This is a genomic window from Streptomyces iconiensis, from assembly GCF_028657195.3.
Classification (GTDB): domain Bacteria; phylum Actinomycetota; class Actinomycetes; order Streptomycetales; family Streptomycetaceae; genus Streptomyces; species Streptomyces iconiensis.
The window spans coordinates 1-24,326 of record NZ_JANCPR020000008.1 but is presented as its reverse complement, the minus strand read 5'-3'; the positions used below and the strand labels follow the sequence as shown (position 1 = coordinate 24,326).

Annotated in this window: 23 protein-coding genes and 1 pseudogene; 4 read left to right on the top strand and 20 right to left on the bottom strand. The window is 68.5% G+C overall.

The genetic code is table 11. The features are described from left to right. Positions 1–24 precede the first annotated feature (24 nt). The 8 genes from tatA to NMN56_RS09725 all read right to left on the bottom strand — a co-directional run bounded on the left by tatA (position 25) and on the right by NMN56_RS09725 (position 7,197). Positions 25–318: a Sec-independent protein translocase subunit TatA gene (gene tatA / locus NMN56_RS09760; protein WP_274038783.1), complete on the bottom strand. Its 294-nt coding sequence runs from the start codon at positions 316–318 to the stop codon at positions 25–27. 236 nt (positions 319–554) lie between these two features. Further along, positions 555–785: a hypothetical protein gene (locus NMN56_RS09755; protein WP_274038782.1), complete on the bottom strand. Its 231-nt coding sequence runs from the start codon at positions 783–785 to the stop codon at positions 555–557. A gap of 33 nt (positions 786–818) precedes the next feature. Next, positions 819–1,781, bottom strand: a complete 963-nt coding sequence (locus NMN56_RS09750) for a helix-turn-helix transcriptional regulator (protein ID WP_274038781.1) — start codon at positions 1,779–1,781, stop codon at positions 819–821. Positions 1,782–1,797: 16 nt separating this feature from the next. After that, on the bottom strand, positions 1,798–2,790 hold the full coding sequence (locus tag NMN56_RS09745; protein WP_274038780.1) for a helix-turn-helix transcriptional regulator: 993 nt from the start codon (positions 2,788–2,790) through the stop codon (positions 1,798–1,800). 115 nt (positions 2,791–2,905) lie between these two features. Then, entirely contained in the window at positions 2,906–3,280 is a 375-nt protein-coding gene (locus NMN56_RS09740; RefSeq protein ID WP_274038779.1) for an FKBP-type peptidyl-prolyl cis-trans isomerase, read from the bottom strand. A 58-nt stretch (positions 3,281–3,338) separates the two neighbouring features. Continuing rightward, complete coding sequence (locus NMN56_RS09735) at positions 3,339–4,322, bottom strand: FKBP-type peptidyl-prolyl cis-trans isomerase (protein ID WP_274038778.1); 984 nt, start codon at positions 4,320–4,322, stop codon at positions 3,339–3,341. A 184-nt stretch (positions 4,323–4,506) separates the two neighbouring features. Next, positions 4,507–5,868 carry a Pup--protein ligase gene (pafA, locus tag NMN56_RS09730; protein ID WP_274038777.1) on the bottom strand — a complete coding sequence of 454 codons (1,362 nt, stop codon included), beginning with the start codon at positions 5,866–5,868 and terminating at the stop codon, positions 4,507–4,509. A 9-nt stretch (positions 5,869–5,877) separates the two neighbouring features. Then, positions 5,878–7,197 (bottom strand): MFS transporter, encoded by a 1,320-nt coding sequence (locus NMN56_RS09725; RefSeq protein WP_274038776.1) that lies wholly within the window; start codon positions 7,195–7,197, stop codon positions 5,878–5,880. A gap of 101 nt (positions 7,198–7,298) precedes the next feature. On the opposite strand from NMN56_RS09725, the gene NMN56_RS09720 reads away from it, so the two are divergent. Continuing rightward, positions 7,299–8,345 carry a LacI family DNA-binding transcriptional regulator gene (locus NMN56_RS09720; RefSeq protein ID WP_274038775.1) on the top strand — a complete coding sequence of 349 codons (1,047 nt, stop codon included), beginning with the start codon at positions 7,299–7,301 and terminating at the stop codon, positions 8,343–8,345. A 118-nt stretch (positions 8,346–8,463) separates the two neighbouring features. Here NMN56_RS09720 and prcA read toward each other — a convergent pair whose 3' ends face one another. The 6 genes from prcA to arc all read right to left on the bottom strand — a co-directional run bounded on the left by prcA (position 8,464) and on the right by arc (position 14,544). Beyond that, complete coding sequence (gene prcA / locus NMN56_RS09715; RefSeq protein WP_274038774.1) at positions 8,464–9,225, bottom strand: proteasome subunit alpha; 762 nt, start codon at positions 9,223–9,225, stop codon at positions 8,464–8,466. 31 nt (positions 9,226–9,256) lie between these two features. Then, the gene (prcB, locus tag NMN56_RS09710) at positions 9,257–10,102 is read right to left on the bottom strand and encodes a proteasome subunit beta (RefSeq protein ID WP_274038773.1); all 846 of its coding nucleotides are present in this window, start codon (positions 10,100–10,102) and stop codon (positions 9,257–9,259) included. Continuing rightward, positions 10,054–10,311: an endonuclease VII domain-containing protein gene (locus NMN56_RS43015; protein ID WP_347178584.1), complete on the bottom strand. Its 258-nt coding sequence runs from the start codon at positions 10,309–10,311 to the stop codon at positions 10,054–10,056. Before NMN56_RS43015 ends, prcB begins: the two co-directional genes overlap by 49 nt. 353 nt (positions 10,312–10,664) lie before the next feature. After that, a complete protein-coding gene (locus NMN56_RS09700; protein ID WP_274038771.1) occupies positions 10,665–10,883 on the bottom strand; it encodes a ubiquitin-like protein Pup in 219 nt (72 codons plus the stop codon). A 144-nt stretch (positions 10,884–11,027) separates the two neighbouring features. Continuing rightward, entirely contained in the window at positions 11,028–12,539 is a 1,512-nt protein-coding gene (gene dop, locus NMN56_RS09695) for a depupylase/deamidase Dop (protein WP_347178583.1), read from the bottom strand. Positions 12,540–12,777: 238 nt separating this feature from the next. Beyond that, positions 12,778–14,544, bottom strand: coding sequence for a proteasome ATPase (arc, locus tag NMN56_RS09690; protein ID WP_274038770.1), 1,767 nt, complete (start codon positions 14,542–14,544; stop codon positions 12,778–12,780). A 274-nt stretch (positions 14,545–14,818) separates the two neighbouring features. Here arc and NMN56_RS09685 point away from each other — a divergent pair. Next, positions 14,819–15,066: pseudogene (locus NMN56_RS09685) on the top strand (ferredoxin); the annotation flags it as partial. Between the two features lie 48 nt (positions 15,067–15,114). Here NMN56_RS09685 and NMN56_RS09680 read toward each other — a convergent pair. From NMN56_RS09680 to NMN56_RS09670, 3 genes are all read right to left on the bottom strand, one after another. Continuing rightward, positions 15,115–15,678 (bottom strand): hypothetical protein, encoded by a 564-nt coding sequence (locus NMN56_RS09680; RefSeq protein ID WP_274038769.1) that lies wholly within the window; start codon positions 15,676–15,678, stop codon positions 15,115–15,117. A 233-nt stretch (positions 15,679–15,911) separates the two neighbouring features. Beyond that, positions 15,912–16,817, bottom strand: a complete 906-nt coding sequence (locus NMN56_RS09675) for a tRNA (adenine-N1)-methyltransferase (protein ID WP_274038768.1) — start codon at positions 16,815–16,817, stop codon at positions 15,912–15,914. A 61-nt stretch (positions 16,818–16,878) separates the two neighbouring features. Beyond that, on the bottom strand, positions 16,879–18,507 hold the full coding sequence (locus NMN56_RS09670) for a site-2 protease family protein (protein WP_274038767.1): 1,629 nt from the start codon (positions 18,505–18,507) through the stop codon (positions 16,879–16,881). A 67-nt stretch (positions 18,508–18,574) separates the two neighbouring features. Between NMN56_RS09670 and NMN56_RS09665 the strand changes: the two genes are divergently transcribed. After that, positions 18,575–19,561, top strand: coding sequence for a RecB family exonuclease (locus NMN56_RS09665; RefSeq protein ID WP_274038766.1), 987 nt, complete (start codon positions 18,575–18,577; stop codon positions 19,559–19,561). Positions 19,562–19,604: 43 nt separating this feature from the next. Further along, positions 19,605–20,285 carry a response regulator gene (locus tag NMN56_RS09660; RefSeq protein ID WP_274038765.1) on the top strand — a complete coding sequence of 227 codons (681 nt, stop codon included), beginning with the start codon at positions 19,605–19,607 and terminating at the stop codon, positions 20,283–20,285. A 38-nt stretch (positions 20,286–20,323) separates the two neighbouring features. Here NMN56_RS09660 and NMN56_RS09655 read toward each other — a convergent pair whose 3' ends face one another. From NMN56_RS09655 to NMN56_RS09645, 3 genes are all read right to left on the bottom strand, one after another. Then, complete coding sequence (locus NMN56_RS09655; RefSeq protein ID WP_274038764.1) at positions 20,324–21,925, bottom strand: ABC transporter substrate-binding protein; 1,602 nt, start codon at positions 21,923–21,925, stop codon at positions 20,324–20,326. A 410-nt stretch (positions 21,926–22,335) separates the two neighbouring features. Then, complete coding sequence (locus NMN56_RS09650; RefSeq protein WP_274038763.1) at positions 22,336–23,040, bottom strand: HAD family hydrolase; 705 nt, start codon at positions 23,038–23,040, stop codon at positions 22,336–22,338. A gap of 98 nt (positions 23,041–23,138) precedes the next feature. Further along, positions 23,139–24,326: vitamin B12 dependent-methionine synthase activation domain-containing protein (locus NMN56_RS09645; RefSeq protein ID WP_283742480.1), on the bottom strand; the 1,188-nt coding region annotated here is incomplete at its 5' end.

The window sequence follows — 24,326 nt, the reverse complement described above, 5'->3', positions numbered from 1 at the left end:
CGGCATCCTGGTCAGCTGCGTGTCTCAGCTGCTCTTCTGCTGCTGGTCCGGCTCCGTGACGGGACGCGCGGTCGCCGTGTCACCGGGGGCTGCCTGGATGGTCCTGGGCGCCGACTGCTGCGCCTCACCGGACTTGGCCTCCGCCTCGCCCTCGGCGGTCGAGCCGCCTTCCTTCTTCATCTGCTTGGCCTCGCTCTTGAGGATGCGGGCCGACTTGCCCAGCGAACGGGCCATGTCCGGAAGCTTCTTGGCTCCGAACAGCAGCAGGATGACAAGGATGATCAGGACAATTTCCATGGGCCTCAGATTGCCGATCATGTGCCACTACCTTCTCGCCGGGGCGGCGTGTGTCCTGCCTGCCGTGTGTTTGGCTGCCTGCGTCGTGCTGACATACCGCGTCGAGCTGACGTACTGGCAGCGATCGTAACCCTGTGGAGTGAACACCAGGCAATCCCCGTGCATCCTCCCGATTGCGTGCTCCAGCCGCCGTCGACACGGCACGCCAGGCAGCCTACCCCTCCGCTGTCCATACCAGCAGACCGCCTTCGCGTCTCCTATGTCTCGTAAGGAGCTTGTGTCTCGCTGGAGGACGGCACACGCGGGGCACGCGCCGCGAGCGGTACGGCGGCACGCTCCAGATTCTCAGCGGCCCTGGTGATCCGCTCCGAACTGTCACCGACCGCACGGGAGAAACGGCGCACCTCCAGCCCCACCCGGACAGCGAGCACCCCGAGTACGGCGATCCCGCAGAAGGCCAGGACCAGGAAGAACATCGGCCACAACATGGGGAGCAGCCTAGTGGCTCGTAGAGCCCGCTCTCACTCCCCGTAGGCGGCGAGCGCCTTCTTCGCCGCTTCCCGCGCGCTGTCGTCCAGCTCGGGGGGCGACGTGATCCGCCCGTCCTTGCCGAGCCGCAGCGCCAGTCGGCGCAGCGAGGCCGGGTCGGGCGTACGCAGCGTGATCCGCAGCCCGCCGTCGGGCAGTTCCTCAGCGCTGTCGTACGGGTAGTACTCCGCGACCCAACGCCCGCCGGGGCCCACCTCGATGACGACCTCAGGGTCGCCGGCGGCGGGCTGTACGAGCCCGGCGCTCAGGTCCCGGGGCTCGATCGGGGGCGGGTCGGAGCGCTCGTCGAGCAGCTTGATCTCGGCGATCCGGTCGAGGCGGAAGGTACGCCGCGCCTCCGACAGCCGGCACCACGCCTCCACGTAGGTGTGCCCGACAGCGAACAGCCTGATCGGGTCCACCTCGCGATCGGTCAGTTCGTCGCGTGCCGGAGAGTAGTAGCGCAGCCACAGCCTGCGCCGCTCGGCGATGGCGCGGTCGACATCGGCGAAGACGCCGCCCTCGGACTCGAAGGTCACCGACAGCCGCGAGCTGGCGCCCGCGCTCTCCCCCGCCGCCGTCTCCAGCTTGGCGGTTGCCCGCTGGAGCGCGTCGCGGTCGCTCTCGCGCAGCCCCGGCAGCGTGGCGACGGCACGCGCCGCCACCAGCAGCGCGGTGGCCTCGTCCGCTGCCAGCCGCAGCGGCTGGGCCGTGTCGCTGCCCAGCGCGTCCGCGTTGCGCCACCAGATGCGCTCGCCGTCGGTGTCGATCTCCAGCAGGTCGCCGCCGCGGAAGCTGGTCCCGCACATGGGCAGCACGTTCAGGTCGGAGATCAGCTCGTCAGCGGTGATCGCGAAGGCCCGTGCGACCTCGTCGACCCGGGCACCCGGCCTGTCCCGCAGGTAGGTGACCAGCGAGAGCATCCTGCGGGTCTGGTCGATGGCGTTGCCGGCCATATGGCGTTCCTCCCCCTCAGCCCTTGGCCACGGCGCGCAGCCGGTCGACCACGTCGGCCCGTAGCTCAGCGGGTTCCAGCACGATCACATCGGGCCCGAACTCCACCAGCCAGGCGTCGAGTCCATGACCGTAGGGGATCTCCAACTCGTCCCAGCCGTCGCCCAGTTCCCTGGTCGACAGCGCCCTGGCCCGCAGCGGGTAGCCAGAGCCCGCGCGCAGCCGGATACGGGCGCTGCTGGTGGCGCCCTCGCCTGCCCAGCGCTCCACCGTCTCGCGCACCGTCACCTGGTCGGGGACGGGCGCGGTGAAGGCCGCCGCACGTGAGCGCACGGCGCCCGTGATGCGCGAGAGCCGGAAGACGCGCTCGGCGCCCCGGTCCCTGTCGTAGCCGGCGAGGTACCAGTGGCCGCGCCAGCACTCCAGCGTCCACGGCTCGACCTGGCGCTTCTCGGCACGTGCGGCGTTGGACTTGCGGTAGTCGAAGACGACGGGCCGCCGGTCGCGGCATGCCAGCATCAGCGGCTCGAACGCCGCCTCCCGCGCGGGGATATGGGGCTCCAGCGTGCTGTGCCGCCGCTCCCCGTCCTGTTCGGCAACGCTCACACCCGGCATGCCGCCGGCGGCATGCAGCTTCTGGAGCGCTCCGCTGGCGGCAGCGGCGAGCCTCGCCTGCTGCCAGACGCGGGCCGCGAGGCCCAGCGCCGTGGCCTCGGCTGCGTCGAGGGTGACGGGCGGCAGGGTGTTGCTGTCGCGCCGGGCCACATAGCCGGTCTCGCCGTCGAGGTTCTCCACGGTGTCGATGACGAGGCCCAGCTCGCGCAGGTCGTCCTTGTCCCGCTCGAACATCCGGCTGAAGGACTCCTCGCTGCCGGTGTGCCCCTCGCCTGACCCGAAGGCTTCGACGTACGCCTCGATGGAGTCGCGCAGCTCACGCTTGGTGAGCGGACGCCGGGCACCCAGGAGGCACAGCGCCAGATTCATCAGCCGCTCGGCCTTGGCAATCGCCATGGGTTCCTCGTGCCCTCTCTGCTGCTGTTCCGGCTGTCGACCGTACCGCCCGCGGAGCGGACGGCAAAAGCCGGGAGCCCCGCCGTGGGCGGGGCTCCCGGTGGTTCCGTGTCCGTCAGACGGCGATGAGATCGCAGACGAAGATCAGCGACTCGTTCGGCTTGATCCGTCCGCCGCCGGCACCGCGCTCCCCGTAGGCCAGGCGGGCCGGGATCGTCAGACGGCGACGACCGCCGACCTTCATGCCCTGCACACCCTTGTCCCAGCCCTCGATGACCTGTCCGGCACCCAGCTGGAACTGGAGCGGCTTGCCCCTGTTCCAGCTCGCGTCGAACTCTTCACCGGTGGAGAACGAGACACCCACGTAGTGCACGGAGACATTGTCCCCGGCCTTGGCCTCGGGGCCATCGCCCTCCCACAGGTCCTGGATCTCCAGGTCGGTCGGCGCCTCGCCTTCAGGGAAGTCGACCTCGGGCTTGTCGATGCTCACGAAATTGCTCCTACGAACGAATCTTGGGGACAACCGCGCCAGTCTGCCACGGAAGCGGTCACTTCACGTCAAGGACGTCCACCGAGAAGACGACGCCGTCCTTGAACTGCTTCCGCTGCTCCTTGGGGAAGGTCTCCGGCGGCACGGAGATCACCACGCGGCTGCCCGCCTTGGCACCCTTGAGCCCTTCCTTCCAGCCCGGGATCTGCGAGACGGGGAACTCCTGCGGTCCGCCCTGCGCCCAGGTGTTGTCGAGCTGCTTGCCGGTCTTCCACTGCTTCGCCGTGAAGTTGGCGAGGATCGTGCTCTTCTCGGTGGCGGCCTTGCCGTCACCCTCCACGACCGGCTCGCTGATCAGCTTGTCCGGAGCCGACTTGTCCTTGGGCATCTCGACAGAGGGCGCCTTGTTCTTCGTGATCTTGGTGCTGACCTTGGGCAGGTCGGGGTTCTGCGGCTTGTCAACGGGCTTGCCATCGATCTGGCTCGGCATGATCTTCTTCAGGTCGACAACGAAGACCAGCGTGGAATTGGCGGGAATCGTCGGCGGCTGGCCCTGCTTGCCGTACGCCTTACCGGGCGGCGCGACGATCTCGACGCGGCTGCCCATCTTCTTGCCGACCAGCGCCTCGTCCCAGGCCTTGATCACCTTGCCGTTGCCGATCTGGAACGTGGCAGGGGTGCCGCGCTTCCAGCTGCTGTCGAATTCCTTGCCCTTCCAGAGCTGGCCGACGTAGTGCGCGTTGACAGCGTCGCCCTTCTGGACCTTCTGCCCGTCGCCCTGCTTGAGGACCTTCACGCCGAGCTTGTCGGGCTGGTCGCCCTGCCCCTTCTCGATCTTGGGCTTCTTGCCGAGCTGACCGCTGACGCTGGGCAGGCCGCCCTTGGAGTCGGAGCTCGAACCGTCCTCGGAACCGCAGGCAGCGGCCGAGACGACCAACAGCGGCACGGCCAGCGCGGCGGCCGAGGCGCGCGCGAACTTCCGGGAGAGGGGCCGGGAAACGCGGGAGGTACGGGGGTTCGAACCCCCGGAGAGATGCAGCATGTGTCCCACTCGTGGGTGTAGGGGGTGTCCGGGCAGTTCTGACACCCTACGACTACGCCCCTGCACCCCCGCCACCTGCGACACGGAAACGGCCCTGACCCCGGTCAACCTGTGCTGACGAGGAAGGCGCGAACGGCCCGTATCCACCCGGACCGCCCGCGCCCGACACTCGCATCCGCGTGTGTCACATGCCGGCGATCAGCTTCTCCACCCGCTCGTCCACCGAGCGGAACGGGTCCTTGCACAGCACCGTGCGCTGCGCCTGGTCATTGAGCTTCAGATGCACCCAGTCCACCGTGAAGTCACGGCGCTGCTCCTGCGCCCTGCGGATGAAGTCGCCCCGCAGCCGCGCCCTGGTGGTCTGCGGGGGCACCGACTTGCCCTCGAAGATCTTGAGGTCGTTGCAGATCCTGGCGGCCTTGCCGTTCCGCTCCAGCAGGTAGTAGAGGCCCCTGCGGCGGTGGATGTCGTGGTACGCGAGATCTATCTGCGCGATACGGGGATGGGACATGGTGATGTTGTTCTTGTTCCGGTACTGCTCGATGAGCTGGTACTTCATCACCCAGTCGATCTCGGTGTTGATCTTGTCCAGCTCCTGGGAGCGGATCGACTCCAGCGCGCGCCCCCACAGCTCCAGCACCTGCTCAACCCGGCCCGACCGGATGCCGCGGCGGTCGCAGAAGTCCAGAGCCTTGTCGAAGTACTCCTGCTGCACCTCCAGCGCCGACGCCTCCCTGCCACTGGCCAGACGCACCTTGCGCTGGCCCGTGATGTCGTGACTGACCTCACGGATCGCCCGGATCGGGTTCTCCAGGGTGAGGTCCCGCATCACCGTGCCCGCCTCGATCATGCGCAGCACGAGATCGGTCGCGCCGACCTTGAGCAGCATCGTCGTCTCGGACATGTTCGAGTCCCCGACGATGACGTGCAGCCTGCGGTAGCGCTCCGCGTCGGCGTGCGGCTCGTCCCGGGTGTTGATGATCGGTCGCGAACGGGTCGTCGCCGAGCTGACGCCCTCCCAGATGTGCTCGGCGCGCTGGCTGACGCAGTAGACGGCTCCACGCGGCGTCTGGAGCACCTTGCCGGCGCCGCATACGAGTTGTCGGGTGACAAGGAACGGAATCAGTACGTCCGCCAGGCGTGAGAACTCCCCGTGCCGCGCCACAAGATAGTTCTCGTGGCACCCGTAGGAGTTTCCGGCCGAGTCGGTGTTGTTCTTGAAGAGATAGACGTCGCCCGCGATTCCTTCCTCGTGCAGGCGGCGTTCGGCATCGACGAGGAGGCCCTCAAGAATGCGCTCGCCGGACTTGTCGTGGGTGACCAGCTCGGTCACGTTGTCGCACTCCGGAGTGGCGTACTCCGGGTGCGAACCCACGTCCAAGTAGAGGCGCGCGCCGTTCCGCAGGAACACATTGCTGCTGCGGCCCCATGACACAACACGGCGGAAGAGGTACCGCGCCACTTCGTCGGGGGACAGCCGCCGCTGTCCCCGGAACGTACATGTGACGCCGTACTCGTTCTCCAGCCCGAAGATTCGGCGGTCCATGACTGAACATTACGCCTGATGGCCGGATCTGAAACCGGGTTCGGCGGCACCGTTGCGATCATTTTCGGCACCCGTCAACGGGGTTGGGGCACCCCCGGGACCTGCGGCGGGAGCGGGCTCCCGGACCGCGCCGGCCGCCTCGGGGACGGCGCCGCCGGGCGGCCTCAGCACCCGCGTCGTCGCCAGCATCACCGCGAGCGCCGCCACACCGCCGGCCCCCGCCAGCCCGAACCCGGCGCCAGAACCGCCCCACTCGATGACGCTGCCCACCGCCCCCGTCCCGGCCGCGGCGCCCACCCCGAACGTGGTCACCAGCCACGAGAACGCCTCCGTCACCGTGCCGGTGGGCGCATGGCGGTCCACCACCACGAAGGCACACGCCAATGCGGGCGCCAGGAAGAGCCCGGAGAGACCGCCGAGCACCACCATCACCGGCATGCCGGGCACCAGCACCAGCGGGAGGTTCCCCGCGGCGAACAGCCCCACCAGCACCCGCAGCCGCACCTCGTACACACCGGGCCACTGGCGTGCCCCGTAGAGCACACCGCCGACCAGGGCCCCCGCACCCTGCCCCGCCAGCAGATAGGTCGATATGAGCTTGTCCCCGTGGTCCTGCGCATAGGCCACTCCCGCCAGCGCGAACGTCCCCAACGCGAGCCCCACGAAGAAGAAAGCGGCCAGCAGCGCCTTCAGCCCCGGGGACCGCAGCGCCCCCAGCCAGTGCGCCGTACGCGGCGAGGAACGCCACGCGCGCGACGGCGGCGACACGACGACGGAGAGGGCGCCCAGCACGCCCAGTGCGTTCACCACCAGCAGCGCAGCCGTCTCGTCCCACCGCGCCACCAGCAGCGTCACCAGCAACGGCCCCGCGGCGAACATCACTTCCTGCGCCACCGCATCCAGCGCGTACGCCGCGTGCACCCGCTCCTCCCGCTTGAGCACACTCGGCCACAGGGCCCGCAGCCCGCCCTCCAGCGGCGGCGTGAACAGCCCGAAGGCCAGCACGGCGCCGTAGGCGACCAGCAGCGACCCCACCCCGGACAGCGCCAGCGTGGCCGCGCCCAGCGCGGAGAGCACCGCAGCCGGGAACATCACACGCGGCTGCCCGTACAGGTCGACCAGCCGCCCCAGCATCGGCTGCCCGAACGCCGTCGCGAGCCCGTACAGGGCCGACAACACCCCGGCGAGCGCCATGCTCCCGCCCTCGGCACGGACGAACAGTGCGATGGCGATGGGCCCCGTCGCGTTCGGCAGCCTGCCCACCAGCGTGCCTCCGAGCAACCGCATCGCGTGCTTGGCCCGCAGCAGCTCCGCATAGCCTCTCGTCATCCGCCCACTCCCCTCCGCCCGGAGGGCTCCCCCGGGAGTTGTACGTATAACCACCGCCGTTATACGTACCATGCGCAGCGAGCCACGGTGAAGGAGCAGACGTGCCAGAAGCCCGCCCCGGCGGACCCGGAACCCCCGGACGTACCCGCCCCACAGGGCACGACGTGGCGAGCGCGGCCGGCGTCTCCCAGGCCACCGTCTCCCTCGTCCTCGGGGGCAAATGGGAGGGCCGCGTCTCCGCACGGACGGCGCAGAAGGTACGCGAAGCGGCCCGCGAGATGGGCTACCGGCCGAACCTCGCCGCACGCCATCTGCGGCTCGGCCGCACCCGCACGGCGCTCCTCGTCGTTCCCGCGCTGACCAACGAGTTCTTCGCCGCCGTCCACCAGGGCGCCGTCGGCATCGCCTCCGACCACGACTTCGGGCTCCTCCTGTACCCCTCCCCCGAAGGCGTCACGGCCGCGCCCGTCCCCTTCGCCTCCGCCAGTGCCGCGCTCGACGGCGTGATCGCCTCCTCCATGGCCCCGGGCGCGCTGAGCGCGCTGCGCGGGGAAGGGCTCCCCCTCGTCATGCTCGACAGCGACGACCCGGGGTCCGACGCCACCGTCAACTTCGACATCGCACACGGCATGCGCCAGATCGCCGGCCACCTGCTCTCACTCGGCCACCGGCACCTGGCCCACGTGGCCTCCGCCATCGACTCCTGGACCTTCACCACCCGAGCCGACAGCCTCCACCAGGCGCTCCACGGCACAGGCGGCTCCGTCGTACGCACCGAACACGCGCCCCTCAGCGTCGCCGGCGGGCTCGAAGCCACCACCCGCGCCCTCACCGGCACGACCGCCCCCGCGCCCACCGCCGTCGTCTGCGACGACGACCTCCTCGCCACCGGCGCCCTCAAGGCCGCCCGACGGCTCGGCCTGCGCGTACCGGAAGACGTCTCCGTCACCGGCTTCGACGACCTGGCACTCGCCACAGCCGTCGAACCCGAACTCACCACCGTCCACCTCCCCGCAGCCGAGGCCGGAGCGGCCGGCATGCGCGCACTGCTCGCGGTCCTGGACGGCCGCCAGGCGGACACCGAACTGCTCCCCGTGACGCTGGTCCCCCGCACCTCCACCGGGCCGCCCGCCACCGCCGCACGCTGACACGGCGGCCCTCCCGAGGCTGACGCACGCACAGCGGCAGCGGACACACGAAACGTCGGCCCGGCCGGAAACCCGGCCGGGCCGACGCCCGGAAACAAAGAGAGCCGTAAGAAAAGAACTACTCGGAGGTGTCGGAACCCTCGTCGGTGGACGACTCCTCCGCCGGAGCCGCCGTGTCCGGCGTCTCCTCCAGAAGACTCGCGACCTGACTGCCGGGAATCCGGCGGAACTTGCGCATCTGCGGCCTGTCACGGTCCAGCACGGCGACCTCCAACTGCTCGGCCGCCAGCGCGCGTTCACCCCCGTTGTTGTCCCTGCCCAGCGCCTCGGCACCCAGCTTCAGCGCCTCGCCCAGCGACATGCCCTCATGGTGCCGCTGGTCCATGTAGGTACCGATCTGATCCGAATTACCGCCCACAGCGACCGAACCGTGCTCGTCCACGATCGAACCGTCATGCGGCAGCCGGTAGATCTGGTCGTCCTCCGGAGCGGGCCCCACCTCGGCGACGATCAGCTCGACCTCGTACGGCTTCTCCGCGTTCGCCGAGAAGATCGTGCCCAGCGTCTGGGCGTAGACATTCGCGAGACCACGCGCCGTGACATCCTCACGGTCGTACGTGTAACCCCTCAGATCGGCGTACCGGACGCCGCCGATACGGAGATTCTCGAACTCGTTGTACTTACCGACCGCCGCGAAAGCGATCCGGTCGTAGATCTCACTGACCTTGTGCAGTGCGCGAGAGGGGTTCTCGGCGACGAACACGATGCCGTCCGCGTACTGCAACACGACCACGCTGCGCCCGCGCGCGATGCCCTTCCGGGCGTACTCCGCGCGGTCGGCCATGAACTGCTGAGGTGAGACATAGAACGGCGTCGACACCGGCTATCCGTCCCTTCCTGTCCGTTGGGTCCTAGGAGACAGGGGCCTGCGGCCCGTTGGGCAGTTGGAGACGGCCCTCGTGCACTGTCCTGGCGAGCTCCGCGACCTCGTCATCGGGCAGCCTACGGATTCCGTCCTCGGTGATCGACATGACGATCGGGTAGATACGGCGGGCCATGTCGGGACCACCGGTCGCCGAGTCGTCGTCCGCCGCGTCGTAGAGCGCCTGGAGAACGGCCGTCGCCGCCTGCTCCTCCGTCAGATCGTCGCGGTGCAGCTTCTTGAGGGCTCCCCGCGCGAAGACCGAACCCGAACCGACGCCGGCGAAGCCCAGCTCCTCCGAGCGACCGCCCGTGACGTCGTACGAGAAGATGCGGCCCCGCTGACGGTCCACGTCGTAACCAGCGAAGATCGGGACAACCGCCAGTCCCTGAAGCGCCATTCCGAGATTGCTGCGGATCATCGTCGAGAGGCGGTTCGCCTTGCCCTCCAGAGAGAGCGTGGAGCCCTCGACCTTCTCGAAGTGCTCCAGCTCCAGCTGGAACAGCTTCACCATCTCCACGGCCAGACCCGCCGTGCCCGCGATTCCCACGGCGGAGTACTCATCGGCCGGAAAGACCTTCTCCACATCCCGCTGCGCGATGACGTTGCCCATCGTCGCCCGCCGGTCACCCGCGAGAACCACCCCACCGGGGAAGGTCACGGCCACGATGGTCGTGCCGTGCGGCACCTGAACGGCACCCTCGACGGGAGGCAGCGGCCGGTTCCCCGGGAGCTGTCCCGGGGCGTGGTCGGACAGAAAGTCCATGAACGACGACGATCCTGGCGTCAGGAAGGCAGCAGGTAGACGCCCGGTGCTACGGGTGTTGGCTTCCACACGTTTCCTTCCACGTAGGCGATGGCCCGGCGCATGACGTCCGGCCGGTCCTTCAACTGCCCCAGTGCCGCATTGCAACTGAAGCACAGTACGCCCCGGACCCTACCCGTCACATGGTCGTGATCCACATGCTGCGGCTCCGGCTTGAGACAGATCGGGCAGATCCCGAACTGACCGTCGACGAGCGCCTGTCGCTCCTCAATCGTCATGCCGTACTGACGCTTGAGATGCCTGGCCCGCCCCTGCTCCGCTCGGCACGCCTTACACCGTGTCGAGAGGCCATCCGTGGCAGTCGCGTTCCGGTGCCATTCGGAATGCGGCTTGATCTTGTCGCAGATACGACAGAGCTTATGCCCTGCGGGGACAGTTACTTTCTCCCGTACTTTCTTGCCGAGAGCTGCCCGGCGACGCCGGTAGTGCGCGGCAGAGTATTCCGCCACGCACTTCCGGCACCGCGACTGTCGTCCGTCGCTGCGGTTCTTGTCCGCCGCGAAAGAAGTCATCGGGAGAGTGCTCTCACACTTCGCGCAATACTTCGCATTTCGAGCGCCGGACATGTCCGTTACTGTCCGCCTTTTTGCACGAATGAGCGCACGAAATCCTCGGCATTTTCCTCGAGTACGTCATCGATTTCATCCAGCACGGAGTCCACGTCGTCCGACAGTGCCTCCTGGCGCTCCTTGAGGTCCTCGGAAACCTGCGCGTCCTGCGCCTGCTCCTCGGTCTCCTCGGTCTGGCGCGTCGACTTCTGCTGTCCGCCGCCGGTGTCCTTGGTCGCCATTTCCCTCACCCCGCTCGGTTCGGTGGGTACGCGGAACGTACAAGATCAGACCCTACAAGCAGGGACTGACATCGGCCCCTCTGTTGGTACAACGTCCGGGAACCACCTCGATGATTCCCGGACCGGGCACGGCGCAGCCGCGAATCAGCTGCCCGAAAGTACCTTGACCAGCTCTTCCGCCGTACGACAGCGGTCCAGCAGTTCCTTGACGTGGTCGCGCGTCCCGCGCAGCGGCTCCAGCGTCGGTACACGTTGCAGGGAGTCACGGCCGGGGAGATCGAAGATGACGGAGTCCCAGGAAGCGGCGGCCACGTCGTCGGCGTACTGCTCCAGGCAGCGGCCCCGGAAGTAGGCCCGGGTGTCCTCGGGCGGCTTGGTGACCGCCCTGGTGACCTCCTCGTCGGTCAGCAGGCGCTGCATCTTGCCGCGCGCCACCAGCCGGTTGTAGAGGCCCTTGTCGGGGCGCACATCGGCGTACTGGAGGTCCACGAGGTGCAGCCTGGCCGCGTCCCAGCCGAGGTTGTCCCTGCGGCGGTAACCCTCCATGAGCGAGCGTTTGGCGACCCAGTCCAGCTGGTCACTGAGGTCCATGGGATCGCGTTCCAACCGGTTGAGCACGTCCTCCCATCGGGTGAGCACGTCCCTGGTCTGGTCGTCCGCGTCGGCGCCCCAGCGCTCCTCGACGTACTTCCGTGCCAGCTCGAAGTACTCCATCTGAAGCTGTACGGCCGTGAGTGTGCGACCGCTGCGCAGCGTGATCAACCGCCGCAGCGACGGGTCGTGCGAGACCTGGTGGAGGGTCTTCACAGGCTGGTCGACGGCGAGGTCAACGGCGATGAAGCCGTCCTCGATCATGGAGAGTACGAGCGAGGTGGTGCCGAGCTTGAGATAGGTGGAGACCTCGGAGAGGTTGGCGTCGCCGATGATCACGTGCAGCCGGCGGTACTTCTCCGCGTCGGCGTGCGGCTCGTCCCTGGTGTTGATGAGCGGGCGCTTGAGGGTGGTCTCCAGGCCGACCTCGACCTCGAAGTAGTCGGCACGCTGGCTGAGCTGGAAGCCGTGCTCACTGCCGTCCTGGCCGAGCCCGACGCGGCCGGCTCCGGTGAAGACCTGACGGGAGACGAAGAACGGCGTGAGGTGGCGCACGATGTCGGAGAACGGGGTCTCCCGCTTCATCAGGTAGTTCTCGTGCGTGCCGTAAGAGGCGCCCTTGTTGTCGGTGTTGTTCTTGTAGAGGTGGATGGGCTGCGTGCCGGGGACGTCGGCAGCGCGCTCCGCCGCCTCGGCCATGATGCGCTCGCCGGCCTTGTCCCAGAGCACGGCGTCGCGTGGGTTGGTGACTTCCGGTGCGCTGTACTCGGGGTGGGCGTGGTCGACGTACAGCCGTGCGCCATTGGTGAGGATGACGTTCGCCAGGCCGATGTCCTCGTCGGTGAGCTGGCTTGAGTCGGCTGCCTCACGTGCGAGGTCGAAGCCGCGGGCGTCCCGCAGCGGATTCTCTTCCTCGAAGTCCCAGCGGGCGCGACGCGCCCTGTGCATCGCCGCCGCGTACGCGTTGACGACCTGGGACGAGGTGAGCATGGCATTGGCGTTGGGGTGCCCGGGCACGGAGATGCCGTACTCGGTCTCGATGCCCATTACTCGCCGTACGGTCATGCGGCCCTCCTTGCCTGACGGCGGCCAGCCGTTGGACCACCGTTCAAGTCCCGCTGCGCATCCGGCCCGTGTGCGATCCCCTCGTCCGCACTGCGCGTCGCGGCGGTACGGAAGAGCCTATGACGCACAGGCTGAAGTGGGGAGATCACTCTGCGGACTTCCTTCTGCGGAATGGCGCTCCGGGAAACAATCCGGCTGCGGGTGCCCTCGCGGGACCCGCAGCCGGACTGGATCCTCGCTACAGGTACTGACCGGTGTTGGCGACCGTGTCGATGGAACGGCCGGTGTCCGCGCCCTGCTTGCCGGTGACGAGTGTGCGGATGTAGACGATCCGCTCGCCCTTCTTGCCGGAGATACGGGCCCAGTCATCGGGGTTGGTCGTGTTCGGCAGGTCCTCGTTCTCCTTGAACTCGTCGACGCAGGCGGCGAGCAGATGGGAGACGCGGAGGCCCTTCTGGTTGTGATCGAGGAACGCCTTGATGGCCATCTTCTTGGCGCGGCCGACGATGTTCTCGATCATGGCGCCGGAGTTGAAGTCCTTGAAGTAGAGGACTTCCTTGTCGCCGTTGGCGTAGGTGACCTCCAGGAAGCGGTTCTCCTCGGACTCCGCGTACATCTGCTCCACGACCGACTGGATCATGGCCTCGACCGCGGCTGCTGCGCTGCCGCCGTGCTCGGAGACGTCGTCGGAGTGCAGCGGGAGGTTCGCGGTGAGGTACTTCGAGAAGATGTCCTTTGCTGCCTCGGCGTCGGGGCGCTCGATCTTGATCTTCACATCGAGGCGGCCGGGGCGGAGGATCGCCGGGTCGATCATGTCCTCGCGGTTGGAGGCGCCGATGACGATGACGTTCTCCAGGCCCTCCACGCCGTCGATCTCGGAGAGCAGCTGCGGGACGATGGTGTTCTCCACGTCCGAGCTGACTCCGGAGCCACGGGTGCGGAAGAGGGAGTCCATCTCGTCGAAGAAGACGATGACGGGGGTGCCCTCGCTCGCCTTCTCACGTGCGCGCTGGAAGACCAGGCGGATGTGCCGCTCGGTCTCACCGACGTACTTGTTGAGGAGTTCCGGGCCCTTGATGTTGAGGAAGTAGCTCTTCCCCTGGGGCAGACCGGTCACCTCGGCGACCTTCTTGGCCAGGGAGTTGGCGACGGCCTTCGCGATGAGCGTCTTGCCGCAGCCGGGGGGTCCGTAGAGCAGAACGCCCTTGGGCGGGCGCAGTTCGTGCTCACGGAAGAGGTCGGGGTAGAGATACGGAAGCTCAACGGCGTCCCGGATCTGCTCGATCTGGCCGCCCAGTCCACCGATCTTGGTGTAGTCGATGTCCGGGACCTCTTCGAGGACGAGTTCCTCGACCTCGCTCTTCGGTACGACCTCGAAGACGTATCCGGAGCGGCTCTCCAGGAGCAGTGCGTCGCCGGCGCGCAGTGTGGCGGCGAGCAGGGGTTCGGCGAGCCGGACCACGCGTTCCTCGTCGGTGTGACCGACGACCAGGGCGCGCTCGCCGTCCTCAAGGACTTCCTTGAGGGTGACGATGTCGCCGGCGCGCTCGAACTCCATGGCCTCGACCACGTTGAGCGCCTCGTTGAGCATCAGCTCCTGGCCGCGCTTCAGCTCTTCGAGCTCGACGTTGGGGCTGACGTTCACCCGGAGCTTGCGGCCCCCGGTGAAGATGTCCGCCGTGCCGTCCTCGTTGGCCTGCAGGAAGACACCGAAGCCCGCCGGCGGCTGTGCCAGGCGGTCGACCTCTTCCTTGAGGGCCACGATCTGGTCGCGCGCTTCACGGAGAGTGTTGGAGAGCCGCTCGTTCTGGGCGGACACGCCGGCCAGGTTGGTCTGCAGCTCGACGATCCGCTCCTCGAGAATACGAGTGTGCCGCGGAGAGTCGGCGAGCTTGCGGCGCAGGACGGCGATTTCCTGCTCAAGATAGGCGATCTGCCCGGACGGGTCTTCGGAACCCCGACCGGGCCGGATGCCGCGGTTGATGTCGTCGTCGTGGGCTGCCACGGTCCTCACCTCCTCCAGGGGGAGCTGGACGCTTCGACCCTACCTGTGCTGGTGCGGGTTGAAACCCCTAGATCACAAAGACGGTCGGACTGTGTCCGATCTTCACCCTTGCGCACTCCCTCACGACTGGGGAATACCCACCCATCACCATCTGAAAGCGACCGGTTGCATCCTCAAGATGTTCAACACCCTTCAAGGGCGGCCCTATTTCGTCACGAGCGCGGGGTCGCCGGGCAGCTGGAAGGGCGCACAGGACGGATCGTCCGAGGGCCGGATCGGCCTGGATCCTCGCACCGGGGACGGGGTATGCGCACATGGCGCTCCTGAGGTCTTCGAGCTGGACACCGACGGGCCCGCTGACGTCAAGGGCGCGGCCGACGGGTGCTCCAGGAGCCCCGTGCGGCCACGGCCGTTCCGCTTCCGCTGTCGCGTGATGTGGCGGACTCTGCCAAGGAGTGCCCAGGGGACCGCGTCCCCGTACGTCGAGTTTCGGACAAGGTCGGCACGCACGGTCCCGAGGCGGGGCGAGGCGGTTGGCCGCCGTCGTGCCTGACCCGCTTGACGGCGGGCTCAGACGCTGACGCTGCCGGCGACGGGTGCGGGAGTGAGCGCGAACTTCCCGTTCTTCCATTCCCACTTGACCTTGCGCTGCTTGTCGGGACAGCAGCGCGGTACGTCGGGCGAGGAGTAGCCGAGGAGGGTGGCGGAGACGGTGCCGGCGCCCGTCGTGAAGTCCTTGACCGACATGCGCTCCTTCTGCCGCACGAGTGTGGCGACGATCCGGGGCGGGGCGCCCTTGTGCGCGGGGTGCGCGAGGACGAACACGGCGCTGGGCGGAGTGCCGCCCTCCGCCTTGCAGCGGACGACGGCGACCGTCTCGGCGAGCCCGTCTCCGTCGAAGTCCGCTGTCCCCTTGTCGAGTACGTCCGTGCGGGCGGAGGCGCCGCCGCAGTCCATGGGGTAGTGCGCGGCTCCGGGATCGGGTGCGCCGCTGGCCCGTGCCGTGCTCTCCGCGGGGTTGGCCGTCGCGTCGGCCGGCTGGAGGAGGGCGGAGGCGCCGAGTACGGCGGCAAGCGCGGCGGTGGTCGCGAGCCAGTGCACCGTACGGGTACGGGTGTGGGGCAGTTGCGTCACGCGGGGCGACTCCTGTGTGTGGCGGGGTGCGAGGAGGTGCTCAGCATCGTGCCATATGTCACATCGGCGGGGAACGGCCGGGTCCCCACCGGCGTCCCGCGGCGCGGAGCCTCAACAGGACTGCCCCGCACCCGGGTTCTGTTCCGGGTGCGGGGCAGTCCTGTGTGGTGCTGTGCGCCTGTGGTGCGTCTCCGTGGTGCGTCTCTGCGGTGCTCGTCCGTGGGAGCGCCGGCTCAGCTCGCGCGACCGCCGGACTGGCTGCCGGGCCCCGTGTAGTCGTCGCCGTAGGCGCCCTTGGCGGGGCGGCGGCGGCGCAGTGGCGGTTCGACTCCGTCGGCGAGGCGGCGGGCGGTGAGGAGGAAGCCGGTGTGCCCGATCATGCGGTGGTCGGGGCGTACGGCGAGACCTTCCACGTGCCAGTTGCGGACCATCGTTTCCCACGCCTGGGGTTCGTTGAAGGTGCCGAACTCGCGCAGTGACTCGACCATGCGTGCCATCTGTGTGGTGGTGGCGACGTAGGCGCACAGGATGCCGCCGGGGACGAGGGCCTTGGAGACGGCCTCCAGGCACTCCCATGGGGCGAGCATGTCGAGGATGACGCGGTCGACCTCGGTGTCGGACAGGTTGTCCTGGAGGTCGCCGACAGTGAGGGTCCAGGCGGGGTGCGGGCTGCCGAAGTAGCGCTCGACGTTCCGCTGGGCGATCTCGGCGAAGTCGGCACGGCGCTCATAGGAGTGCAGCATGCCCTGGTCGCCGATGGCGCGGAGGACGAAGGTGCTGAGGGAGCCCGAGCCGACGCCTGCCTCGACGACGCGTGCGCCGGGGAAGATGTCGGCCATCGCGAGGACCTGGCCGGCGTCCTTCGGATAGACGACGGCGGCTCCGCGCGGCATGGACAGGACATAGTCGGGGAGCAGGGGGCGCAGCGCGAGGTAGGCGACGTTTCCCGTGGTGCGGACGACACTGCCCTCTGGGGCGCCGATCAGCTCGTCGTGGGGGAAGGCTCCCTTGTGCGTGTGGAAGCTCTTGCCCTCTTCGAGGGTGATCGTGTAGTGGCGTCCCTTGGGGTCGGTGAGCTGGACCTGGTCCCCGACCTTGAAGGGGCCGCGACGGCGGGCGGCACCGGTCGGTTCGGACATGTGGACAGCGTAGCTGGTCCCGGGGGTGCTGCCGCCCGGTGGGCCCGGATGCCGGTCCTGGCTACGTGGCGGGCTGCTTGCCCATGGCGGCGACGAAGGCGCGTTCGACGTCGCCGGTCGACAGGACGCCGTAGATCTCGCCTGTTTCCTCGACGACGAGGTATTCGGTGGCGGGGGTGGCGCGGAGGAACTCCAGGAGGTCTTCTCCCGCCAGCTCGGCGGGGACGCGCATGCCCTCCTTGAGGTCCTGCGCGAGGGTGCTCACCGCGACCCAGGGGCGACGGTGTTCGGGGACTCCTGCGATGGCGGCCTCGCGGACGAGGGAGAGCGGGTCGCCCCTGGCGTCGACGACGACGAGGGCGCGCGCGCCCGCCTCGTTGGCTCGGCGCAGGGCCTCGGAGAGGGGTGTGCTGGTCTCTACGGGGACGGCGCGGCGGGTGAGGGTGCGGGCCCGCAGGTCGGGGAGGCGTTCGCGCAGGCGGGCCATGCGGAGGCTGTTGCCCGCTCCGGTCCAGATGATGGCGGCGAGGATCGCGGCCAGTAGCGCGTCGGTGAGGGAGTCCATGCCGCTGACGCCACCGTTGGCGAGACCGCCGGCGTGGGTGGCGAGGGGCAGCCCGATGAGGACGGCGATGGCGAGGGCCCTGCCCGTCCAGGCCGCGGCGATGGTGCCGGTCATGGGCTTGCCGCTGATCTTCCAGACGACCGCGCGGAGCATGCGTCCGCCGTCGAGCGGAAGGCCGGGGAGGAGGTTGAAGACGGCGACGATGAGGTTGGAGACCATGAGCCCCGCGAGGAGCACGCCGGGGACGGTGCGCGGCTCGACGGCCTGCATGCCGGCGAAGAAGACTCCCGCGAGCACGAGCGAGAGCAGGGGCCCGACGAAGGCGAGTACGAACTCCCTGCCGGGGGTCTCGGACTCCTTCTCGATCTCGGAGACGCCGCCGAAGAACTGCAGCTGGATGCGGCGTACGGGGAGTTTGAAGCGGAGCGCCGCGACGGTGTGGGCCAGTTCGTGCACCAGGACCGAGGCGTAGAAGGCGACGGCGAAGAAGAGCGCGAGCAGATAGCGGGCGCCGCCGAGGTCAGGCAGGACACGGTCGAGCTGGCCGCCGAAGACCCAGGTGATGAGGGCCGCGACGAGGAACCAGGACGGGGCGACGTAGACGGGTACGCCGAAGGGGCGGCCCATGAGGATGCCGCCGCCGCTCTCCCGGGGGCGTACGGGTTTGCCGCTGCCCGTCTTGCCGAGGTTCGCGGTGGGGTCGGCTGCTTCGGGCGGGGCGACCGGCTGTTCGTCCTTGGAGAGGGAGGGCCTGGACTCCTCCGGCTCGGACTCCTTGGCCTCGGGCTCGGGCTCCTTGGCCTCGGGCTCCCGTACGGCTTCAGGCTCCTCGGGCTCGGGCTCTGAGCGCTCGATCTCGGACTCCGGCTCGGGTCCGGCCTCGGCGGGCTTCGCCGGTTCAGCGGGCCCGGTCGGTCGGGTGGGTTCCGTGGGCTCCTCCGGGTGCTTCGGGGAGTCCTGAGGGGCGTGGGGGGCGTGTGGGGGTGTGGCTGATGAGCGGCGCTCGTCGCCGCTCTCTTCGTCTGAGCCGTCGGTCCGCGGCTTCCCGTCATTGTCCGTGTCCGCCACGGGTTCCCCTCTGCTGCTGCCTCGTACCCCGCTGCGCTGCGCGGTCCTGACGATCATGCAGTGCGAGGGTCTGCCGTCGATGGTAAGTGTCTGTTGTCAGTGGCGGGCCGTAGGGTCTTTCCCCATGAGAACCAGCGCGGCCACACCGCCGACCTCGCTGTCGCCCTCGCGCGCGTCCGACTTCATGCAGTGCCCGCTGCTCTACCGCTTCCGGGTGATCGACAAACTGCCGGAGAAGCCTTCAGCCGCTGCCACCCGGGGCACGGTGGTGCATGCCGTGCTGGAGAGACTCTTCGACGCTCCCGCCGGCGAGCGCAGTGCGCCGCGTGCGCGCTCCTTGGTGGCCGGCGAATGGGAACGGCTGCTGGCCAAACGCCCTGAGCTGGCACAGCTGTTCGCCAAGGAGACGGCCACCGGGGACCCCGAAGCCGAACCCCCGGCGGACGGTGCACCGGAAGCCGGGGGTTCGGGCTCCGGGCCTGAGGCCGCCGTGGACAGCGCGCGGCTCGCGCGCTGGCTGACGGAGGCCGAGGAACTGGTCGAGCGCTGGTTCACGCTGGAGGACCCGACGCGTCTTGAGCCCGCCGAGCGGGAGTTGTTCGTCGAGGCGCGGCTGGAGTCGGGGCTGCGGCTGCGCGGGATCATCGACCGGATCGACGTCGCCCCCACGGGCGAGGTCCGCATCGTCGACTACAAGACGGGGAAGGCCCCGCGGCCGGAGTACGCCGACGGACCGCTGTTCCAGATGAAGTTCTACGCGCTGGTCCTGTGGCGGCTGCGCGGCGTCGTGCCGCGGCGGCTCCAGCTGGTGTTCCTCGGCAGCGGTGACGTACTCACGTACGACCCGAACGAGGACGACCTGCGGGGCGTGGAGCGGAAGCTGCTGGCGCTGTGGGACGCGATCACGCGGGCGACGGAGACGGGTGACTGGCGGCCGAAGCCCAGCCGGCTGTGCGACTGGTGCGACCACCAGGCGCGCTGCCCCGAGTTCGGTGGCACTCCCCCGCCGTATCCGCTGATGATCCAGCCGAGGCTGCCTGAGCCGCGGCCTGCCGGGGAGGGTGTGACGCCGTCTCCGGATGGGGCAGCGGACCCCGCTCCCCGGGATTAGGCAAGAATGGGGCTTTCCGCTGCCGCCCCACGAAGGAGTTTCCGTGGCAATCCGCGTACTGCTGGTCGATGACCAGCCCCTGCTGCGTACCGGCTTCCGGATGATTCTGGAGGCCGAGCAGGATCTTGCGGTGGTGGGCGAGGCCGGGGACGGTCTTCAGGCGCTGGACCAGGTGCGGGCGCTCCAGCCCGATGTGGTGCTGATGGACATCCGGATGCCGAGGATGGACGGGGTGGAGGCCACCCGCAGGATCACGGGCCCCGCGAAGGACGGTCCCGCGAAGGTGCTGGTCCTGACCACGTTCGACCTGGACGAGTACGTCGTCGAGGCGCTGCGTGCCGGGGCGAGCGGTTTTCTGCTGAAGGACGCGCCCGCCGGCGAGCTGGTGCAGGCCATCCGGGTGGTGGCGGCGGGCGAGGCGATGCTGGCACCGAGCATCACGCGCAGGCTGCTGGACAAGTACGCGGGGAAGCTGCCCTCCGGCGAGGACCCGATGCCGGACACGCTGCACCAGCTGACCGAGCGTGAGGTCGAGGTGCTGAAGCTGGTGGCGCGGGGGCTGTCGAACGCGGAGATCGCGGCGGACCTGTTCGTGAGCGAGACGACGGTCAAGACGCACGTGGGTCACGTACTGACGAAGCTCGGGCTGCGCGACCGCGTACAGGCCGCTGTGTACGCGTACGAGAGCGGGCTGGTCCGGCCGGGAGCCCCGGGAAGCAGCTGAGGCGCCGCCGTTGCGGTATTCCCGGCCGGGTGGGCTGATCAGCCTTCGGCGCCTCGGCCCAGCTCCCAGAACTGCAGCACGGAAGCGGAGTTGAGCGCCCATTCGACGCCCGTGATGTCGTCACGCGCGGCGAGGTACTGCTTGCCCTGCCAGAGCGGGAGAACGGGGACGTCCTCGGCGATGATGTCCTGGGCGCGGCCGAACGCGTTGGTGGTGCTGCCACGCTCGGTCTGGCGGCGGGTCTGCGGCAGCAGCTTCTCGCGGATCTCCCTGTTGCTGTAGGGCGAGCCGAGGAAGTTGTCCTTCTCGAAGAACGGCGCGATGAAATTGTCCGCGTCGGGGAAGTCGGGGTACCAGCCGTAGCCGTAGACTTCGTACTTGCCGCTGGTGGCCGCGGGGCGGAAGCTGTCCCACTTGACGCCCTTGGTGTCGACGTCGAAGAGGCCGCTGCCGTTGAGCTGCTTCTTGAGGGTGGCGAACTCCTTGGCTGTGGCCTCGCCGTAGTGGTCGGTGGTGTAGGTGAGCGTGAGCTTCACCGGGGTGTCGATGCCGGCCTTGGCGAGGGTGCGCTTGGCCGCCGCGGCGTCGGGTTCTCCGCCGTAGGTGTTGAAGAACGAGTTGCGGTGCGAGGGCAGTCCCGCGGGAACGAGGCTGTAGAGCGGCTCGGCGCTGCGGTTGTAGGCGTCCCTGACGATCTTCTGGCGGTCGACGATCTGTGCCATCGCCTGCCGGACGGCCTTCTTGCCGGTGATCGGCGCGTCCGTGTCGAAGGCGAGGTAGCGGATCTCCTGGCCCGGCTGTTCGACGAGTTCGATGCCCTTGTCCTTGGCGTTGCCGAGGCGTTGGACCTGTTCGGGAGAGATGGTGCGGCCCATCACGTCGATGTCGCCGGCCTTGAGAGCCTTCTCCATACCGCGTGCGCTGTCGAAGAACCGCAATTCGATCTTGCTGTTGTGCAACTCCAACCCGCCCTTGTAGTGCGGGTTCTTGCTCAGCGTCGCCTTACCGTCCTTGGAGTCGAAGTCGTCGAGCGCGTAGGGGCCCGAGCCGGTCATCTTGAATCCCTTGGCAAGGGCATTCGCGGGGTAGGTCTCGCTGTCGACGATGGCGGCGGCAGGAGTGCTGAGCTTGTACGGGAACGTCGCGTCGGGCTTCTTCAGATGGAAGACGACCTGGCGCGCTCCGGTCGCCTCGACCTTGTCGAGGTTGGCGAAGAGCGAGGAAGGCCCGCCGACGTGCTTGATGCGCAGAAGGCGCTTGAGGGAGAACTCGACGTCCTTGGCCTCGAGTTCATGGCCGTTGGAGAACGTGAGGCCCTTGCGCAGGGTGCAGCGGTACTGCTCGTTCTGCGCGTCGGTGAAGCCGCACTTACGGGCGGCGTCCATCTCGGGTTCGGTACCGCTGCGTGGCAGCCGTACGAGCGTCTGGAGGGTGTTCCGCATGACGCTCCAGGCCGCGACGTCGTACGCCGCGGCGGGGTCGAAGGGCGCCGGTGTGTCCTTGCTGGCCACGAAGTGGTCCGTCGTGCCGACGACGATGGGGTCGCCATCGCCGTTCCCGCTTCCCTCGGACCCGCAGGCGGCGAGAACGGGCGCGAGTAGCCCGGCCAGCACGGGCAGCACCACAGTTTTACGGTTCATGGTCGACGATCTCCTCGTCCGGCCGGGGTTTGCTTCAGAGGTGGAATAGGCCGGTGGGACTGACATTAATCGCCTGTCGTGGTGGGTCAGGAAGGGCAGGTCAGGTAGGCGGTTTCACCCACAGAAACCGAAAGCTTCCTGTCCGCAATCCGGACGTGGGAACGTATCCCGCGTCGTTCCACCAATGTGGACACAAGGGAACCCGAATCCCACGTATCGTCACCGGCACACCACACGACCGGAGTTCTGTCGAGAGGCGGGCGCGTGACGAACATCACGGCGGCAACTCTCGTACCGGACACCCGAATTCGCGATTCCCGGTCACGGAAAATAAGCGTACCGGTGCCCTCAGTTGATCCCTTTATCGCGCGGCCGGAATAACGCCCTTCCTGATCATGGAGGAGGCCCGTTCAGTGCGGAACCATGACCAGGGATCGGAGAAAGGGAAGATCGACTTCTTCGAGCGAACTGACCACCGTGCGGCCCGACTTGGCCGGGATGGGCGCGATGGAAGGCACCGCGACCACACGGCAGCCTGCCGCCTCGGCCGCGGCGACACCCGTGACGGTGTCTTCCAGCACCGCACAGCGCGCGGGATCGGCGCCCAGCCGGCGTGCCGCGGTGAGGTACGGGTCCGGGTGAGGCTTGGTACGGGCCAGCTCGTCCCCCGCCACGGTGAGGGCGAAGTTCTCGCGGCCGAGCGAGCCCAGCATCCGGTCGACGACCCTGCGGTGGGAGGCGGAGACGAGTGCTGCCGGGATCCGGTGCGCCGCCAGCTCGGCGAGCAGCCTGCGGGCTCCTGGCATCAGCGGTACGCCGGCTTCGAGGCGCTCGACGAACTTGTTGTTGAGCCGCGTACTGAGCTCCTCCAGCGCGATGTCGGCCGCCGTGGCCTCGATGAGGAACCCCGCGCTGCGCGACATGGGCCCGCCCACGACGACCGTGCGCCACTCCTCGCGCAGCACATGGCCCAGCTCGGCGAAGACCTCGACCTCCGCGCTCCACCAGAAGTCCTCGGTGTCGACCAGGGTGCCGTCCATGTCGAGCAGCACGGCTTGCAGGGCGGGCGGCCCTTCCGCCGTAAGAGTGCCGACAGCGGGGAGCGAGCTGTCCATCCGCATACCTCCAGAGGGACGAGAAGGCCGGTCGCCCCTTCCCCTGCGGGAAGGGACAACCGGCCTGTACCGGACCGAACAGTGTACGTCGGTCGATATCAGCGTGCGTTGAAGTATTTGGCTTCGGGGTGGTGGATGACGATGGCGTCGGTGGACTGTTCGGGGTGGAGCTGGAACTCCTCGGACAGCTCCACCCCGATACGGGTGGGCTCCAGCAGTTCCGCGATCTTCGCCCGGTCCTCCAGGTTCGGACACGCCCCGTAACCCAGCGAGAACCGCGCCCCCCGATAGGCCAGATCGAACATCCCCGCCATCTGCTGGGGATCCTCTCCCGCATACCCCAGCTCCGAGCGCACCCGCGCGTGCCAGAACTCCGCCATCGCCTCGGCCAGCTGCACCGACAGCCCGTGCAGCTCCAGATAATCCCGGTAGGCATCCGCGGCGAACAGCTCCGCTGCCTTCTCCCCGATCCTCGACCCCACCGTCACGACCTGCAGCCCCACCACATCCCGCTCCCCCGATTCCTCGGGGCGGAAGAAGTCGGCCAGACACAGCCGCCGCCCGCGCCGCTGGCGCGGGAAGGTGAAGCGGGTACGCTCCGAGCCGTCCTCGTGCAGCAGGATCAGATCATCGCCCTTGGACTGGCAGGGGAAGTAGCCATAGACCACGGCCGCCTCCAGCAGGTTCTCGGTGTGCAGCCGCTCCAGCCACCCCCGCAGCCGCGGACGCCCCTCCGCCTCGACCAGCTCCTCGTACGAGGGCCCACCACCCTTACGCGCTTCCTTCAGCCCCCACTGCCCCTTGAACAGCGCACCCTCATCGATCCAGGACGCGTACTCCTTCAACCCGATCCCCTTGATCACCCGCGTCCCCCAGAACGGCGGCTCAGGCACCGGGTTATCGACGGCGACATCGGAACGCACGGAGCCGTCGTTGGCCTCGGGCTCGGGGATCTGGATGTCCCGCTTGGCCACCCTGCGCTGCTTGAGCGGGGGCAGTTCGGCGCCGGGGACACCGCGCTTGACGTCCATGAGCGTGTCCATGAGGCTCAGGCCCTCGAAGGCGTCCTTGGCGTAGCGGACTTCTCCTTCGTAGACCTCGTGGAGATCCTGCTCGACATAGGCGCGGGTCAAAGCCGCACCACCGAGGATGACAGGGAAATCGGAGGCCATCTTGCGCTGGTTGAGCTCCTCCAGATTCTCCTTCATGATCACCGTGGACTTCACCAGCAGCCCCGACATCCCGATCACATCCGCACGATGCTCGGCCGCCGCATCCAGAATCGC